The sequence below is a fragment of the Bartonella australis AUST/NH1 genome (genome assembly GCF_000341355.1).
Taxonomy (GTDB): domain Bacteria; phylum Pseudomonadota; class Alphaproteobacteria; order Rhizobiales; family Rhizobiaceae; genus Bartonella; species Bartonella australis.
On sequence record NC_020300.1, the window covers coordinates 664,352 to 680,950 of the forward strand.

At 41.9% G+C, this 16,599-nt stretch carries 11 protein-coding genes; 7 read left to right on the top strand and 4 right to left on the bottom strand.

Features of this window, described 5'->3' with window-relative positions:
* Positions 1-147 precede the first annotated feature (147 nt).
* The 4 genes from rpoC (at position 148) to BANH1_RS02820 (ending at position 8,438) form a co-directional block, all read left to right on the top strand.
* Positions 148-4,359, top strand: a complete 4,212-nt coding sequence (gene rpoC / locus BANH1_RS02805) for a DNA-directed RNA polymerase subunit beta' (protein ID WP_015397917.1) — start codon at positions 148-150, stop codon at positions 4,357-4,359.
* A 301-nt stretch (positions 4,360-4,660) separates the two neighbouring features.
* Positions 4,661-5,047, top strand: coding sequence for a MerR family transcriptional regulator (locus BANH1_RS02810; RefSeq protein WP_015397918.1), 387 nt, complete (start codon positions 4,661-4,663; stop codon positions 5,045-5,047).
* A gap of 975 nt (positions 5,048-6,022) precedes the next feature.
* On the top strand, positions 6,023-6,712 hold the full coding sequence (locus tag BANH1_RS02815) for a nitroreductase (RefSeq protein ID WP_015397919.1): 690 nt from the start codon (positions 6,023-6,025) through the stop codon (positions 6,710-6,712).
* A 343-nt stretch (positions 6,713-7,055) separates the two neighbouring features.
* The gene (locus BANH1_RS02820; RefSeq protein WP_015397920.1) at positions 7,056-8,438 is read left to right on the top strand and encodes an L-serine ammonia-lyase; all 1,383 of its coding nucleotides are present in this window, start codon (positions 7,056-7,058) and stop codon (positions 8,436-8,438) included.
* Between the two features lie 489 nt (positions 8,439-8,927).
* Here the strand turns inward: BANH1_RS02820 and BANH1_RS02825 are convergent, their stop codons facing one another.
* Together BANH1_RS02825 and BANH1_RS02830 are read right to left on the bottom strand one after the other, a co-directional pair.
* The gene (locus BANH1_RS02825; protein ID WP_015397921.1) at positions 8,928-9,206 is read right to left on the bottom strand and encodes a hypothetical protein; all 279 of its coding nucleotides are present in this window, start codon (positions 9,204-9,206) and stop codon (positions 8,928-8,930) included.
* A 32-nt stretch (positions 9,207-9,238) separates the two neighbouring features.
* Positions 9,239-10,585 (bottom strand): D-alanyl-D-alanine carboxypeptidase, encoded by a 1,347-nt coding sequence (locus BANH1_RS02830; RefSeq protein ID WP_015397922.1) that lies wholly within the window; start codon positions 10,583-10,585, stop codon positions 9,239-9,241.
* A 614-nt stretch (positions 10,586-11,199) separates the two neighbouring features.
* Here BANH1_RS02830 and clpA point away from each other — a divergent pair.
* Entirely contained in the window at positions 11,200-13,551 is a 2,352-nt protein-coding gene (gene clpA, locus BANH1_RS02840; RefSeq protein WP_015397924.1) for an ATP-dependent Clp protease ATP-binding subunit ClpA, read from the top strand.
* A 7-nt stretch (positions 13,552-13,558) separates the two neighbouring features.
* Here clpA and BANH1_RS02845 read toward each other — a convergent pair whose 3' ends face one another.
* Both BANH1_RS02845 and BANH1_RS02850 read right to left on the bottom strand, forming a co-directional pair.
* Positions 13,559-13,981, bottom strand: coding sequence for an HIT family protein (locus BANH1_RS02845; protein ID WP_015397925.1), 423 nt, complete (start codon positions 13,979-13,981; stop codon positions 13,559-13,561).
* Between the two features lie 126 nt (positions 13,982-14,107).
* Positions 14,108-14,572: a RidA family protein gene (locus BANH1_RS02850; protein ID WP_015397926.1), complete on the bottom strand. Its 465-nt coding sequence runs from the start codon at positions 14,570-14,572 to the stop codon at positions 14,108-14,110.
* Between the two features lie 140 nt (positions 14,573-14,712).
* Between BANH1_RS02850 and BANH1_RS02855 the strand changes: the two genes are divergently transcribed.
* Positions 14,713-15,537: a cell envelope integrity EipB family protein gene (locus BANH1_RS02855; RefSeq protein ID WP_015397927.1), complete on the top strand. Its 825-nt coding sequence runs from the start codon at positions 14,713-14,715 to the stop codon at positions 15,535-15,537.
* A 159-nt stretch (positions 15,538-15,696) separates the two neighbouring features.
* Complete coding sequence (gene rpsB / locus BANH1_RS02860; protein ID WP_015397928.1) at positions 15,697-16,539, top strand: 30S ribosomal protein S2; 843 nt, start codon at positions 15,697-15,699, stop codon at positions 16,537-16,539.
* Positions 16,540-16,599: the final 60 nt, after the last annotated feature.

Sequence of the window (16,599 nt, forward strand, 5' to 3'; positions counted from 1 at the left end):
AGTGGTGCGCTCTAATTTTGAGAGGCTAGAACAGAGAAATTTCTACCAAGATAGCACAAAAAGTTCAAAAAGTAGAAACAGGTTTCGAGAAGCTGTAGCGAAAAGGGCTATTGCGGTAGGTTTAAAGAATCTTTGAAGGAGAACGGCATGAACCACGAGGTCATGAATCTTTTCAATCCTCAGGCGCCAGCACAGACATTTGACTCTATTCGTATTTCAATTGCGAGTCCCGAGAAGATTCTGTCTTGGTCATACGGTGAAATCAAAAAACCAGAGACTATCAATTACAGGACATTTAAGCCGGAACGTGATGGCCTTTTTTGTGCGCGTATATTTGGCCCTATTAAAGACTATGAATGTCTATGCGGTAAATATAAACGTATGAAATATAAGGGTATTATTTGTGAAAAATGTGGCGTAGAGGTCACCCTTTCGCGTGTGCGTCGTGAGCGTATGGGGCACATTGAGCTCGCGGCACCAGTGGCTCATATTTGGTTTCTTAAGTCATTACCGGGCCGTATTTCTACTCTTCTGGATTTAACTTTGAAGGATATTGAAAGGGTTCTTTATTTTGAAAATTATATTGTAACAGAACCAGGTTTGACATCACTTAAACTACACCAGCTTCTTTCTGAAGAAGAATATATGCTTGCCGTTGATGAATTTGGGGAAGATCAGTTTACGGCTATGATTGGTGCCGAGGCTATTTATGAGCTTCTTGCCGGAATGGAATTAGATAAAATTGCGAATGATTTGCGCGTTGAGTTAGCCGAAACGACTTCCGAGTTGAAACAAAAAAAGCTGATTAAGCGGCTTAAGATTGTTGAAAATTTCCTTGAAGCTGGTAACAAACCTGAGTGGATGATTATGAAGACGATTCCGGTTATTCCGCCGGATTTACGTCCGTTAGTTCCACTTGATGGTGGCCGTTTTGCGACGTCGGATTTGAATGATCTTTATCGGCGCGTTATAAACCGTAACAATCGCCTAAAAAGGCTGATTGAATTGCGTGCCCCTGGGATTATTGTGCGCAATGAGAAGCGTATGGTACAAGAGGCTGTTGACGCATTATTCGATAATGGTCGTCGCGGGCGTGTGATTACCGGGGCAAATAAGCGTCCGCTGAAATCGCTTTCAGACATGCTGAAAGGTAAGCAAGGGCGTTTTCGTCAAAATCTGCTTGGAAAACGCGTTGATTATTCTGGCCGTTCTGTCATCGTGACGGGTCCTGAGTTAAAATTGCATCAATGTGGTCTTCCGAAAAAAATGGCTCTTGAGTTATTTAAGCCGTTCATTTACGCACGGCTTGACGCAAAGGGTTATTCGTCAACCGTGAAGCAAGCGAAAAAGCTCGTTGAAAAAGAACATCCAGAAGTTTGGGATATTTTGGATGAAGTGATCCGTGAGCATCCTGTGTTGTTGAATCGAGCGCCGACACTTCACCGTTTGGGGATTCAAGCCTTTGAGCCTATCTTGATTGAGGGAAAAGCTATACAACTTCATCCGCTTGTTTGCACAGCTTTCAATGCGGATTTTGACGGTGATCAGATGGCGGTTCATGTTCCGCTTTCTCTCGAAGCACAGCTTGAAGCCCGTGTTTTAATGATGTCAACCAACAATATTCTCCATCCAGCTAATGGTGCCCCAATTATCGTTCCGTCTCAGGATATGATTCTTGGTCTTTACTATCTCTCGATTATTTCTGAGAAGGAACCAGGAGAGGGGATGGCTTTTGCTGATATGGGTGAGCTACATCATGCCTTGGAAAATAAAGTTGTGACTCTTCATACAAAAATTAAAGGCCGTTTTAAGAATATTGGTAAGGACGGTGAAGAAGTTGCCAAACTTTATGATACGACGCCTGGCCGTTTGATTATCGGTGAGCTTTTACCAAAAAATCCGAATATCTCATTTGAGATTGTTAACCAAGAAATGACCAAAAAGAACATTTCCAAAATGATTGATCAAGTTTATCGACATTGCGGACAAAAGGAAACGGTTATTTTCTGTGATCGTATTATGCAGCTCGGCTTTTCTCACGCTTGTCGTGCAGGGATTTCATTCGGCAAAGACGATATGGTTATTCCTGATAGCAAGTCACGTCTAGTTGCGGAAGCGGAATCTTTAGCTAAGGAATATGAGCAGCAGTATAACGACGGTTTGATTACGCAGGGTGAAAAATATAACAAAGTTGTGGACGCATGGGGTAAATGTACTGATCGTGTTGCTGATGAAATGATGAAGCGTATTCAGGCGATTGAGTTTGACCCTAAAACGGGTCGTCAGCGTCAGATGAATTCGATCTATATGATGTCACACTCTGGTGCGCGTGGTTCTGCCAATCAGATGAAGCAGTTAGCTGGCATGCGTGGATTAATGGCAAAGCCGTCGGGTGAAATTATCGAAACGCCAATTATTTCAAATTTTAAGGAAGGTTTGACCGTTAACGAATATTTTAATTCGACGCATGGTGCTCGTAAAGGGCTCGCAGATACTGCGTTGAAAACCGCTAACTCTGGTTATCTAACTCGGCGTCTTGTCGATGTTGCACAAGATGCCATCATTTCGGCAGTTGATTGCGGCACTACGAAGGGCCTTACTATGCAGCCGATTGTTGACGCAGGACAGATTGTTGCATCGCTTGGTCAAAGGATTCTTGGTCGTATAGCACTTCTTGATATCCTACACCCAGTTTCTGGAGAGGTCATTCTTGAAGGTGGTGCGATGATTGAAGAGGCTGACGTCGCTAAGATTGAAGAAGCTGGGATTCAGTCTGTTCAAATTCGTTCTGCTTTAACGTGTGAAACGCGTCTTGGTGTTTGTGCGAAGTGTTATGGTCGTGATTTGGCGCGCGGGACACCAGTTAATCAAGGTGAAGCGGTTGGTGTTATCGCAGCTCAGTCAATCGGTGAACCAGGAACACAGCTGACAATGCGCACTTTTCACTTGGGTGGGACGGCGCAGGTTGTTGATTCTTCGTATCTGGAAGCATCTTATGAAGGTAAGGTGGAGATTCGTAACCGGAATGTGGTACGCAATTCTGAAGGTTATCTGGTTGTCATGGGACGTAACATGGCCGTTCTTATCAAGGATGAATCCGGGAAAGAGCGCATTGTGCATCGTGTTAGTTACGGTGCGCGCATTTTCGTTGACGACGGTGATATTGTCAAACGTGGCCAGCGTATAGCAGAATGGGATCCTTATACACGCCCTATCCTAACTGAAGTTGATGGTTATGTAGGTTTTGAAGATATGATTGATGGTTTATCAGTTACTGAGACAGCTGATGAATCTACGGGTATCACAAAACGTTTGGTTATTGATTGGCGCGCTAATCCACGCGGTTCTGAACTAAAACCAGCGATTATCATCCACGCGGATAAAAAGGGTGAGAATATTGCCAAATTGCATAAAGGGGGAGAAGCCCGTTATATGATGTCTGTGGAAACTATTCTTCCCATTGAGCCTGGTGCCTACGTTAAGGCAGGAGACGTAATCGCGCGTTTACCAATGGAAAGTGCCAAGACCAAAGATATCACGGGTGGCTTGCCGCGTGTGGCTGAGCTTTTTGAAGCGCGTCGCCCGAAAGATCACGCTATCATCGCTGAAATTAGCGGTACGATTCGATTTGGGCGTGGTTATAAAAATAAGCGCCGTATTATCATTGAGCCAAATGATGAATCTCTCGAGCCGATAGAGTATCTAGTACCAAAAGGTAAGCTATTTCATTTTCAAGAAGGTGATCAGATTGAAAAAGGAGATTATATCCTTGATGGTAATCCGGCGCCTCATGACATCTTGGCGATTAAGGGTGTTGAGGCTTTAGCATCTTATCTCGTTAATGAAATTCAGGAAGTTTATCGTCTGCAGGGTGTTTTAATCAATGATAAGCACATCGAGGTTATCGTCCGTCAAATGCTGCAAAAGGTTGAAATTACCGAATCTGGAGACTCTGGTTATATCCCGGGCGACCATGTCGATCGTATCGAATTAGATGAAATCAATGATAATCTGATTGCGGAAGGAAAGAAGCCTGCAGCTGGTAATCCTATTCTTCTTGGAATTACAAAAGCGTCTCTGCAGACGCCATCTTTTATTTCAGCAGCATCGTTTCAAGAAACAACTCGAGTTCTTACTGAGGCAGCGGTGTCCGGAAAGATCGATACTTTGCAAGGGCTTAAGGAAAATGTTATTGTTGGTAGGCTTATTCCTGCGGGTACGGGCGGGACGATTGCTCAAATTCGCCGCATTGCTATGGTCCGCGATGATTTGATCGTTGATGAGCGGCGCAAGTCTAGCAGTGGTGGAGAATCTAAAGCTATGTTGACCAATATGACAACTGGGGCAGCTGTTGAATAATTTAAGTATAAGCGCACTATATGAGACGTCCGAGTAGATATTCGGACGTTTTTTATTGAAGTTTGAAACATAAAATATAATGGTTATTTTAAATAAATGTATCTGTAAAAACAAAACTGTAAACTGACTACGGTTTTGAGGAATTTTTGCGATGATCATTTTAGTGAAGTTTTTTAATCAAGCTATTGGAATCTTTTGTCGCTTGATAAGTAGACTTTAAGATTCACATGACGGGGTAGAGGTTTTATAAAGGATATTATAGCTTTCTGATATAGTATAGTTTATTGGGATAGAATGATAGATGTACGGGTATTATTCGATTAGTGAATTGACACGCGAATTTTCAATAACTGCTCGGACTCTGCGTTATTATGAAGAAAAAGGGCTTATTGTGCCTTTTCGACGTGGAGGAATAAGGCTTTATACGCAGGGTGACCGCCAAAAATTAAAGCAAATATTGCGAGCTAAAAGAGCCAATTTTTCTTTATCCGAGATATATGATATGCTGGCGACAGTCGGTAAGCCACCTGATGATGAAAAAAAACTTAAAGAATTGATTGCGGGGATTAATAAAAAACGCGCTGATTTACGACAGATGCGATGCGACATCGACGAGCTTTTGCACGATCTAGAGCGTACAGAGGAGGCTTTTTTCGAAAGTTTAGCTGAATTGGGGGTTAATCGCTGATCTTAATATTTATTTTGGGTCAGTACCGGTTAAAAAGTAAACTATAAAAAGTTATTTTTTTTGAAGTGTATTCATGGAATGTCGGGCGAGCTGAAAATCGCAGTGTATTACGTATCGTATAGGATATATACGGGGATACTTATCTGTATACCCCATCAAAAAAGAAAAGTAATATGATACTCTAAAAGACAAGCTAATCTTTATTGATAAATCAAATACATATAATATTTTTTATATTCATTTTATTAAAAATGCTGATTTTATTAATATAAAAAATCGTTATGTTAATAAACTAAGTTAGCTGTAGTTACAGGGGTTTAAAAAAAGGGCTGAGCTTGGTACAGTAGCAGAGCACTATAGAAGAGGTGGCGTGCACAATTGGAAGAAAACTGATAATCGTGATCAAAAAAGAAAATGACTAAAAGGCTAGCGTGATAGGGAAATTTGAATAAAGACAAGGAAGGAGGAACATATAAATACGCTGATTGGTATTATGGGCTGGCTTTGATATGTGCAAGAAAGATGTTTTGTTAAAAAATTAAAGAAATTTTCTAAAATATTGAAGTATATGAAAAATTTCATTGCTTATCTATAAATTAACTATTTTTCTCCTTTTGGAAAAGAACTTTAATAAATGCAGCAAGAAAATAAAAAACGAAACTCAAGCACTACAACAAAAAAATGCTACGGCGTTGTGCGCAAAGGAACGTGATTGTCGTGATTAGCGATAACCAAAAGAATTACAAGGGGGTAGCATAGTGAAAAGGATGATGAGGGGGAACTCAAATTTTAAATCAAATAGCAGATATCCCACGCTAGCCTGAACGATTAGGTAACAAAAAAAGCTGTTAGGAATGGGTATATTTTGTTTAAGTTTACTCTATCGCTCTCCTTACCGTTATTTACCATAGTGGGCTTTTTTCACTAAAAAGCAGCAGCGTACCGATTTATTTTTTTACAAAAAAGGCGAAAGTAATGACAAACTCTACTGCTGATATCTTTCAATCTGTTTTGTCGCGGAAGTCAATACGAGCTTTTACTGACCGTCCAGTTGAACAGGAAACAATAGAAAAAATCTTAAAATTTGCAGCGCGAGCGCCATCTGGGACGAATATCCAGCCTTGGCAAGTGATTGTGTTAACGGGGGAAATGTTACAAAAATTAGGGCAAGAACTTTCGCAACTCGCACTGTCAGGCGTGAAAGGAGAGCGTGAATATAGTTATTACCCACTTCAATGGCGTGAACCTTATATTTCTCGGCGCCAAAAAATTAGCTTGGATCTTTACAAAAGCCTCGGAATTCAGAAGGGCGATCAGGAAAAAATGATTCGGCACCGTGCGCGGAATTTTTCATTTTTTGGCGCACCTGTTGGGCTTTTATTTACAATGGACCAAGATATGGAAATTGGCAGCTGGCTTGATTTAGGTATGTTCATGCAAACTATTATGCTAGTAGCGCGCGGGTTTGGATTAGACACATGCCCTCAAGCTGCTTTTGCTGATTATCATAAACAAATTCGCATATCTTTATCAGTGCCTTCTGAACGGCGTATTATTTGCGGTATGGCACTTGGTTATCGCGACGAAAATGCTCCAGAAAACAATTTCGACACCGAGCGTGAGCCAATCGAAAATTTTGTACGTTTTGTTAATTCCTGCCCATAGAATATTTTGGTGCCTTTATAGTCTGACATTTTAAAAATTTGAGCGTTAAAAAAGATATTTTAGTGAGAATCTGCATTTTCATTTAATTTTGATATTGCATGTTAAGACTCATTTTATTAAATTCGCCAGGTCAGGTCGATGATTATTTTGGGTTGCCGTCAATTCCTCAAAGGTTATATATGGAAAGCGCTGTAGAAAGAAACTGCTGGGTCGTGGCAAGGCGCGCGACGTTTGTGTTTGTTGCTGTTATTTTTTTTGTTTATCTTACAGTTTGATTTTAAGTGGTACAATGAGGAGGGGAAGAATTTATGCTCAAAGTCTGTGTGTGGTTTTGAGGTGAGTCGTGTTTCTGTCTGTCTTTGAGCTTTTTAAAATTGGTATTGGCCCCTCTAGTTCGCATACAATGGGACCAATGGTGGCCGCTAATATGTTTTTGCGGGAAATTGTAGCGCAAAATTCTTCTTGGCCGTCTCATATTCGTGTTTATCTTCATGGTTCGTTGGCTTTTACAGGAATTGGTCACGCTACGGATAAAGCTGTCATATTAGGGCTTTTAGGCCAGGAGGCCTCTATTCTTAATCTTGATCGCGTAGAAACGCTTTTAGAAAAAGTAAAATGCGAAAAAAAAGTGCGACCAGAAGGCCATCCCGCTTATCATTTTGATTGGCAATATGATCTTGTTTTCGAAAGAAAAAAAATCTTACCGGGACATACCAATGGGCTTGCGTTTGAGGGGCTTGACGCTAGCGGCAACGTTCTTTTAAGGAGAATTTACTATTCTATCGGGGGGGGATTTGTTGTAACTGAAGACGAATTAGATCGCGTGAATAATAGCGCAAAGTCAGAGGCGTCTGCGGTCCCGTATCCTTTTGACTCAGCGCATGATATGTTGTTAATGGCGAAGAGTTCAGGCCTTTCAGTTGCTGAAATGAAGCGTATTAACGAAGAAACAAAGATGGAGCGCTCTGCCCTTGATACTGCGCTCGATAGGATTTTCTCGACCATGACAGACTGTATCGATAGGGGGCTGTCGCAAGAAGGTGAGTTACCAGGTGGGCTTCGTGTTGTAAGGCGCGCTAAAAAACTGCATGATAAACTTTTGGAAGACCGAAAAAAAAATCGCATTCACCCACTTTGGATTAATGATTGGCTTTCTGTGTTCGCCATGGCGGTGAACGAAGAAAATGCAGCGGGTGGTCGCGTTGTCACTGCGCCGACGAATGGTGCTGCCGGTGTTGTGCCCGCTGTTTTACGTTATTATCTCCAATTTAATAATGATTCAGATCGGGAGGGAGTGCATAATTTTTTGTTGACGGCGGCAGCTATTGGTGGCGTTATCAAGCATAACGCTTCTATCTCCGGTGCAGAAGTTGGTTGCCAAGGTGAAATTGGAACAGCATCTTCAATGGCAGCTGCAGGGTTGGCCGCTGCGTTGGGCGGCACACCGGCTCAAATTGAAAATGCGGCTGAAATTGCTCTTGAGCATCATTTAGGGATGACATGTGATCCAGTTGCAGGTCTCGTGCAGATACCTTGTATCGAACGCAACGCAATGGGCGCTGTTAAAGCTGTTACTGCTGCTTCCCTTGCTTTGCATGGTAGTGGGGATCATTTTGTTTCTCTCGATGTTTGTATTGAAACGATGCGTCAGACAGGGCGTGATATGAGTGAGCGCTATAAAGAGACGAGTGAGGGTGGCCTCGCACTCAATGTTATATCTTGTTAAGTTGTACAAGAATATCCTGTCTTATAGAGTGACGTGTTGATTGTTCATTTATAAAGAATGGTCTTTTTAAGTCACTTCGCGTGCTGAAAAGCGCAAGTTCGGGGGAGGACTGAATAATACCGCGCGGGGGTATACAGCCTGGACGCAGTTGCGTATTACAGAAAAATGGCCCCTTATCGAAGCCTTAAAGAAAGTAATTGATATTAGTGCTGATGTTAAAAAGGGTATTGACTTTCTTATGATAACGAAAAATTGAAAAATCCTGAATCAGTGATATTGTTTCAGCATCTGCAAACGTTTTTTGGGAAGCAATTATATTCGCTGAGAAGCTGAAGATGCGCTGTCAAATCATAAAGCGAGATCTTCAGTGATAATTTTAACGGGTTTAAGATACAGACTCGCTTATTTTAGCGTTTTCCAAAACTCTAGGCGATAGATAAATATTTTTATCGACAAGATGACTTCCGCGAAGATTGCAGAGCTCAGAATTTAGATATTCGTCGCACCTAAACGAATTTTAATGGGTACAACCCCGGTCCTACTTGCAACACGTAAATGGATGGATACAGGGGGCATGATTAAGCGACGATTTCGAGTCGTTTGGCAAATAAGAAGGCTGACAAGTGAATGCGTATTTAGCGCAGTTGGGGCGTATTTTAAATTAGAAAATTTAGCCACAGCATCATGAAGAGAACGCAACGATAAGAGGGAAGATTGCCGCAACAGTTCTTCTCGTTCAAGAGACGAGATAATAGTGTTATGTTTCATGATAGCACCTTTACGCAGAATTCAAAAAATTTTTAGTAAGCTACAATATAGCAGTTAAAATTTGCTTTCTTTAAAGCGGAACAAGCGTCCAGCGCGGCTTTTTTCGATTCAAAACCGACGAATCTAGCACGGTAATAGAGATGTCCGCTTTTTTCAAATGGTTGCATACGTGAAGATGCACGCTGCAAAGCTGAATAAGCCGCATTTTTGGCCTTTAAAAGCGTAGATTCCGCTTGCTTTTTATTTGGAAGAGAACCAATTTGAACGGCCCATCCCTTTTTTGTGGACAAAGAGGCAGGCGTAATTTTAACAGCGGTATGTGCGGTTTTATGAGGGGCAGGGATCGGTATAATTACCTGATTTACAGCGGCTATTGCGGCATTAGAAGCGTTAGGTTGTTCTGCAAGTGCTGTTAAAATGGCAGAAGATTCGTTGTTAGAATTAGCCCGATTTACTTTTATAGTAGGTATAGGAGCGGTTACACCAGTAGGCAAATTATAGCCGGGAGAAGTTACGAAACGTCTATCTGTTTTCTCGGGACTTGCTTTTTGCAAATATCGATTCAGTAAATTGACCATATGAGCGTCACGTGCGGCAGACGATTTTGCTCCCATGACAACAGCGACAATAGAGCGTCCTTGGGAACGTACCGATGTGGCTAAATTAGAACCTGACATTTGCGTGTAACCTGTTTTAATTCCATCAACGCCCTTCATTGTTTTGACTAAGTTATTGTGAGTATTAATTGTTCGTCCACGGAAAGTGAAGGCTGTTATTTTAAATAGTTTATACCGCTGGGGAAAATCTTTGCGTAGGGCTAATGATAAAGTAGCAAGATCCCGCGCAGTGGAATAATTGCGTACATCTGGAAGGCCTGAAGCATTCGCAAAATGCGTGTGTGTCATGCCAAGCTGGCGCGCTTTCGCTGTCATCATTTGAGCAAATTTTTGTTCACTTCCACCAAGATATTCAGCGATAGCAGCAGCAACGTCATTCGCTGACTTTGTAATAAGGGCTTTAGCTGCTGCCTCTGCAGAAATCGTTTGTCCCGCTTTAAAGCCGATTTTCGATGGTGGACGTGTCGCAGCATGATTTGAAATTGGGATAGGCATATTCGGTGTCACTTGACGTTTTTTCATGGCTTCAAAAAGCATATACAACGTCATTATTTTTGTCAGAGAAGCCGGGTAACGTCTCAGGTCTGCGTTAGCTTGGAACAGGATTTTTTCCGTGTTTGCATCAATAACGATAGCCGCATATTTATCTGGGTAGACTCCTTTAGGAGCAGAGGCTACTTTAGAGCAAGAAACGACCAACATAATGAGGGCAACGGCCACTTTTTTATAGCGATAGGCGATTTTTCGACACTTAATATACAATTGTAATACCCTAATTAATGCTTCAGAAATTTTACCGAAATTCTTTAATTGCAGCTTATTTAGCGTAGTGTAGACGAATGGCGTTACCAATTTATTTATGAGGATCACCCTCTGAGTCGATATGTCAGGCTTATTCTGACCATAAAAGGAAGTTTTTTTATTTTGATGTAATCAGATATTGCAATAGCGGTGAAAGGACTTAAAATTGACGAAGGGTGCACCACATGGAAAATCATGACAATGCAAGATTCACCTATAAAGCCCACCCTCTGTATTATGCTCAATGAAAAGGGCAAGAGTTTGGATAAAAATAGGCATAGCGCTGTTATTATATTCCAAATAAAATTAAAATTGCAAAAGTCCGAGCTATATTGTGTTCTTTTGCTTAATTACAATCGTGCACCTATGAATTTAGTTATTTTTATTTTGGGGAATTTTTTTTTAAAAATTCGAAGAAGCAACCAGTATTATGTTAAGTATTCACAAAAACGGGGTGAGTGAATGCAGCCGCTTACACTTACAAAGCGGCTGAGGTGGGAGTTGTGCAAAGTATGGGGTTTGCACATCACAATGAATATCCGTTACAATATGTGATGGAATAGAAGTGAGGGGTTATGCCGTCTTTTACGCCCAGTCTTGAAGAAGTTTTGCAACGTGCATTAACAATTGCTACTCAAGCACAGCATGAATACGCTACATTGGAGCATCTTTTGCTCGCCTTATTAGACGATGCTGATGCAAGCTCAGTTATTCGTGCTTGTAAGGTAGATTTAGAAGAGTTGCGAGAGCGTCTGACTCATTACATCCAGTCAGAATTAGATATACAAATTAGAACAGATGAGGACACAAAACCGACGGCATTTTTTCAGCGTGTTATTCAACGTGCAGTGATCCACGCTCAATCAGTGGGAAAGGATGAAGTGTCAGGGGCAAATGTCCTCGTGGCGATTTTTTCTGAGCGCGAAAGCTATGCAGCGTATTTTCTTCAAGAGATGGGGATGACTCGCTATGATGCTGTGCGTTTCATTTCGCACGGTATCATGCATGATGATGGGTTGTCCTTACTGCTTGAAGATCTCGAAGAACAATTAGAGCAGCAGGTTTTTGACAGGGGCGAGAAAGTGGCAAGCGCGCTTTCTGTTTATTGTGTTGATTTAAATCGCAAAGCACGTAGTGGCAAAATTGATTTATTAATAGGCCGCGACGTGGAAATTTCGCGAATGATTCAGATTTTATGTCGAAGATCAAAAAATAATCCACTTTTGGTTGGTGATCCTGGAGTTGGAAAAACGGCTATAATAGAAGGTTTGGCCAGACGCATTATTGACGGGCAAGTACCCGAGGTCTTATCAAATACAACGATATTTGCTCTTGATATGGGGGGGCTCGTCGCGGGCACACGCTATCGTGGTGATTTTGAAGAACGTCTGAAGCAAATTATTAAAGAATTCGCGCAGCATCCTGGTGCCGTTTTATTTATTGATGAAATTCACACATTAATTGGAGCAGGGGCCACGTCAGGGGGCAATATGGACGCGGCGAATCTTTTAAAACCTGTGTTATCTTCGGGTGTTATACGGTGTATTGGTTCGACGACTTACAGAGAATATCGCAAAATTTTTGAACAAGATCGGGCTCTGGAGCGCCGTTTCCAGAAGGTCGATGTTAACGAACCGTCTATCGCAGATGCAATTAAGATTTTACAAGGACTGAAACCCTATTTTGAAGATTTTCACCAGCTTAAATACACCGATGAGGCAGTAAAAGCGTCAGTAGAGTTGTCTTCGCGTTATATGGCTGATCGCCGGTTACCAGATAAAGCAATTGATGTCGTCGATGAAAGTGGTGCAGCGCAGATGCTTTTACCTAAAAAGCGGAGGAAAAAAAGTATAGGTGTTAAAGAAATTGAGGCAACCATTGCAACTATGGCGAGGATCCCGTCAAAAACAATTTCTGGTGATGATCAGAAGCTTCTATGTAATCTCGAAAAAGAGCTCAAGCAAGTTGTTTATGGGCAAGATCAGGCAATTACAGCTTTAGTGTCATCGATTAAATTAGCGCGGGCGGGGTTGCGCGAGGCAGAAAAACCAATAGGCAGTTATTTATTTTCGGGCCCGACAGGTGTCGGAAAAACAGAGATTGCGAGACAACTCGCGTCTTCTTTGGGGATCGGGCTGTTACGTTTTGATATGTCAGAATATATGGAACAGCATACAGTAGCCCGCTTAATAGGGGCCCCTCCGGGCTATGTGGGGTTCGATCAGGGTGGTCTTCTCACAGATGCTGTTGACCAAAAGCCCCATGCGGTTGTTTTGTTAGATGAGATCGAAAAAGCCCACCCAGAATTGTTTAATATTTTACTGCAGGTGATGGATTACGGCAAATTAACGGACCATAATGGGAAAAAAATTGATTTTCGCAATGTTATTTTAATTATGACAACTAATGCGGGTGCTTCGGATATGGCGAAGTCGGCCATAGGGTTTGGCAAGGTCCTTCGTGATAGTGATGATGTAGAAGCTATCAACCGATTATTTACGCCAGAATTTCGTAATCGGTTGGATGCTATTATTCGGTTTGCGCCTTTATCTCGATTAATGATTAGCCGGGTTGTACAAAAATTTATTTTTCAGCTTGAAGCACAGTTAATTGATCAGGAGATTACTTTTGACGTAAGTGTTTCCGCGATGGCGTGGCTAGCTAATAAAGGGTACGATGTCCAGATGGGCGCGCGCCCATTAGGATACGTGATACAAGAATATATCAAGAAGCCATTAGCCGACGAAATTTTATTCGGGAAGCTTCGTAACGGCGGTACGGTTCGTGTGTCAACGCACAAACTAAACGAAGGGAAAGAGACGCTAAAATTACAAATTTCACCTTCTAATATACCTATTCACTCAAAAAATAGAAAAGCTGAAAGTTCTGTAAAGAAGCGTATAGCGAAAAAAAATTCCGCCACTTAAAAACGTTTTAAAGGGCTGTGCGGATTTTTTGTGCGTTTTCTTCGAGTATTTCTGTGGGCGTGGCCGTATTGTTATGAGGGGTAAGCTCTATTCCCTTCATACGTGGTATGACGTGAAAATGGAGATGGTAAACTGTTTGATTGCTGGCTGCTTCATTGAATTGCATAACCGTTACGCCGTCCGCGTGAAAAGCTTTTTTAACAGCATTGGCGATTTTTTGAACAGCTTTAATGAGCGGAAACAATGTTTCAGCATCTGCGTCTAGCAAATTTCTGGAGCCTTTCCGAGGGATGACCAGCGTATGACCCGGTGCTTGTGGCATGATATCCATGAATGCGATAACATCATCATCTTCATAAACACGGACGGAAGGAATTTCGTTACGAATTAATTTAGCAAAGATGTTATTATTGTCATAAGTTTTTTTCATCCAGGACTCCCTTTTTGGTAGTACTTGTTTGAGGACAGCGCACGCTCAAAGTCGAAATTTTTACTAAATGAAGTAATTTTTACCATTTTTTTTTACTTTAACCCAAGCGCTTGCGTTGATTAAGAATTATATTTCCACGATCGCCTCAATTTCTACTGGAGCATCCATAGGAAGAGCGGAGACACCGACAGCGGAACGGGCATGTCGGCCCGGGTCGCCGAGGACGTTTACGAATAAGTCAGAAGCTCCATTAGCGACGAGAGGAATATCGGTAAAATTAGGATCTACGGCGACAAAAACGGTGATTTTGGTTATTTTTTTTATTTTATTCAAAGCGCCAAGAGTTGCTTTTGCTTGGGCAAGAATATTGATAGCACATATTTCAGCTGATTTTTTTGCTTTTTTGGCACTGACGGTTGTTCCGACTTTCCCAGCAGCTATCAGTTTTCCGTCAAAAAATGGCAACTGACCAGAGATAAACAGTTGGTTACCACTCTGTGATGTTGCTGTGTAATTTGCGATGGGTTGTGTTGCTGCAGGAATGATGATACCGAGCTTTTCTAAACGGCCTTCAATTGAGTTGTCTGTCATGATTTAAACCCCATAATCATTCTACGCGTGCAGTTTTATAGAGCATTTTCTAGATTAAGGAAATGTATGGTTCACAGAGTATACGCGTTTTTTATTATTTTGATAATACACGAATGAGAAGAAGAAGTCAGAAATTTTGAATGATAAAGTTGTTATTTATATCGGGTTTATGTAGCGCCTTTCTGTGCAGTGCGGAAGCGAAGGAATCTGTTTTTCTAGCACCCCATCGAGCGATTTATGATCTTCAGCTTGATGATATTTCCAATGGAACAACAATTTTGGGAATGTCTGGGCGGATGGTTTACGAATTTACTGGTTCAGCATGTCAGGGATATACAACACGTTTCCGTTTCGTGAACCGCCTTTACCTCGAAAATATGCCGACGCGTTTAACCGATCAGCAAATAACCAGTTATGAAACAGGTGACGGTCGTGAGTTTCGTTTTAGCGTTATAGAGAAAATTGGGCAGAGTCTTTCAAATGACGTCAGAGGAGCAGCTGAGCGCACTGAAGATGGAATTATAGTTGAGCTAAAAAAGCCCAAAAAGGGCGTATATAAGCTTGCTATGGCTGACTTTCCAATTATGCACTTGAAGGCCATAATTCGACAAGCAAAAGCAAGCCGTTATTTTTATTATGGTGCTATATTTGATGGGACAAATAATGCGAATAAAGTAAGAACAGAAAGTGTAGTCATCGGAGAAAAGAAAATATCGACATCTCACGCTGAAACGGAGAATTTGAGAAAGTTAGATGGAAAGAGTTATTGGCCTGTTACAGTTTCTTATTTCGATGATGAAAATAATAAAGGTGGTTTACCTGGTTATCGTACTAGCTTCCTTCTGTACGAAAATGGCGTTATGCGCGATTTGCGCATCAATTACGGAAATTTTTCAGTACGCTCAAAATTAGAAAATTTTGAATTGTTTGATGCTGTAAAAGATCTCGGTAATTGTGAACATTGAATGATGCGTAGAAAATGACTTGAAAAAAAATCAAATATTAGTATGGTAACTTTATTCCACACGCGGAATTTGGGCGTTTGCGGAGAAATTCAGCAAAAGTCCGCCGGTAGTAAGTTCACTTGCTTTTTCCGCGGAGGTCAAACCGGAAAGGATAGGACTATGGCATTGCCAGATTTTACTATGCGCCAGCTTTTAGAGGCGGGCGTGCACTTTGGCCATCAGACACATCGTTGGAACCCGAAGATGGCTCCTTACATCTATGGTCAGCGTAATGATATTCATATTATCGATCTTGCTCAGACTGTTCCGCTCCTGCATCAGGCGCTTAAGCTTGTTTCTGATACAGTTGCGCGTGGCGGACGTGTTCTGTTTGTCGGTACTAAGCGGCAGGCGTCCGATATTATAGCTGATGCGGCTGGTCGTTCGGCACAGTATTACGTGAATGCGCGCTGGCTCGGTGGTATGTTAACGAACTGGAAAACGATTTCTAATTCGATACACCGCTTGCGTAAGCTTGATAAAATTCTTGCTGCTGAAGCGCAAGGTTTCACAAAAAAAGAACGCTTGAACCTTGAACGTGATCGCGAGAAGCTGAATCGTGCGCTTGGTGGTATTAAGGATATGGGATCTGTCCCAGATCTTATATTTATTATTGATACAAATAAGGAAGGCATTGCTATTCAAGAGGCGAAACGTCTAAATATTCCAGTTGTGGCTGTTATTGATACTAACTGCGATCCCGATGATATCGACTATCCGATTCCGGGCAATGACGATGCTTCGCGTGCAGTTGCCCTTTATTGTGATCTTGTAGCGCGCGCTGCTCTTGACGGTATCGCTCGCCAGCAGGGTGCGATGGGTGCCGATTTAGGGGCTCAGGCTGATGTGCTTATGGAGCCTGTTTCAGAAGATGTGGCTCCGGATACTGATTTGGGAGGCCCTGCCGGTGCACTTGTTGAGCCTATTGTGAAAGATGCAGCTCCGGTAGCTGAAGGGGTTTAGGTGGGTATATCCTATAACCTGTTTCAGAGGACAGGGCTCTAGCTGCTGAGTAGTAGTTTG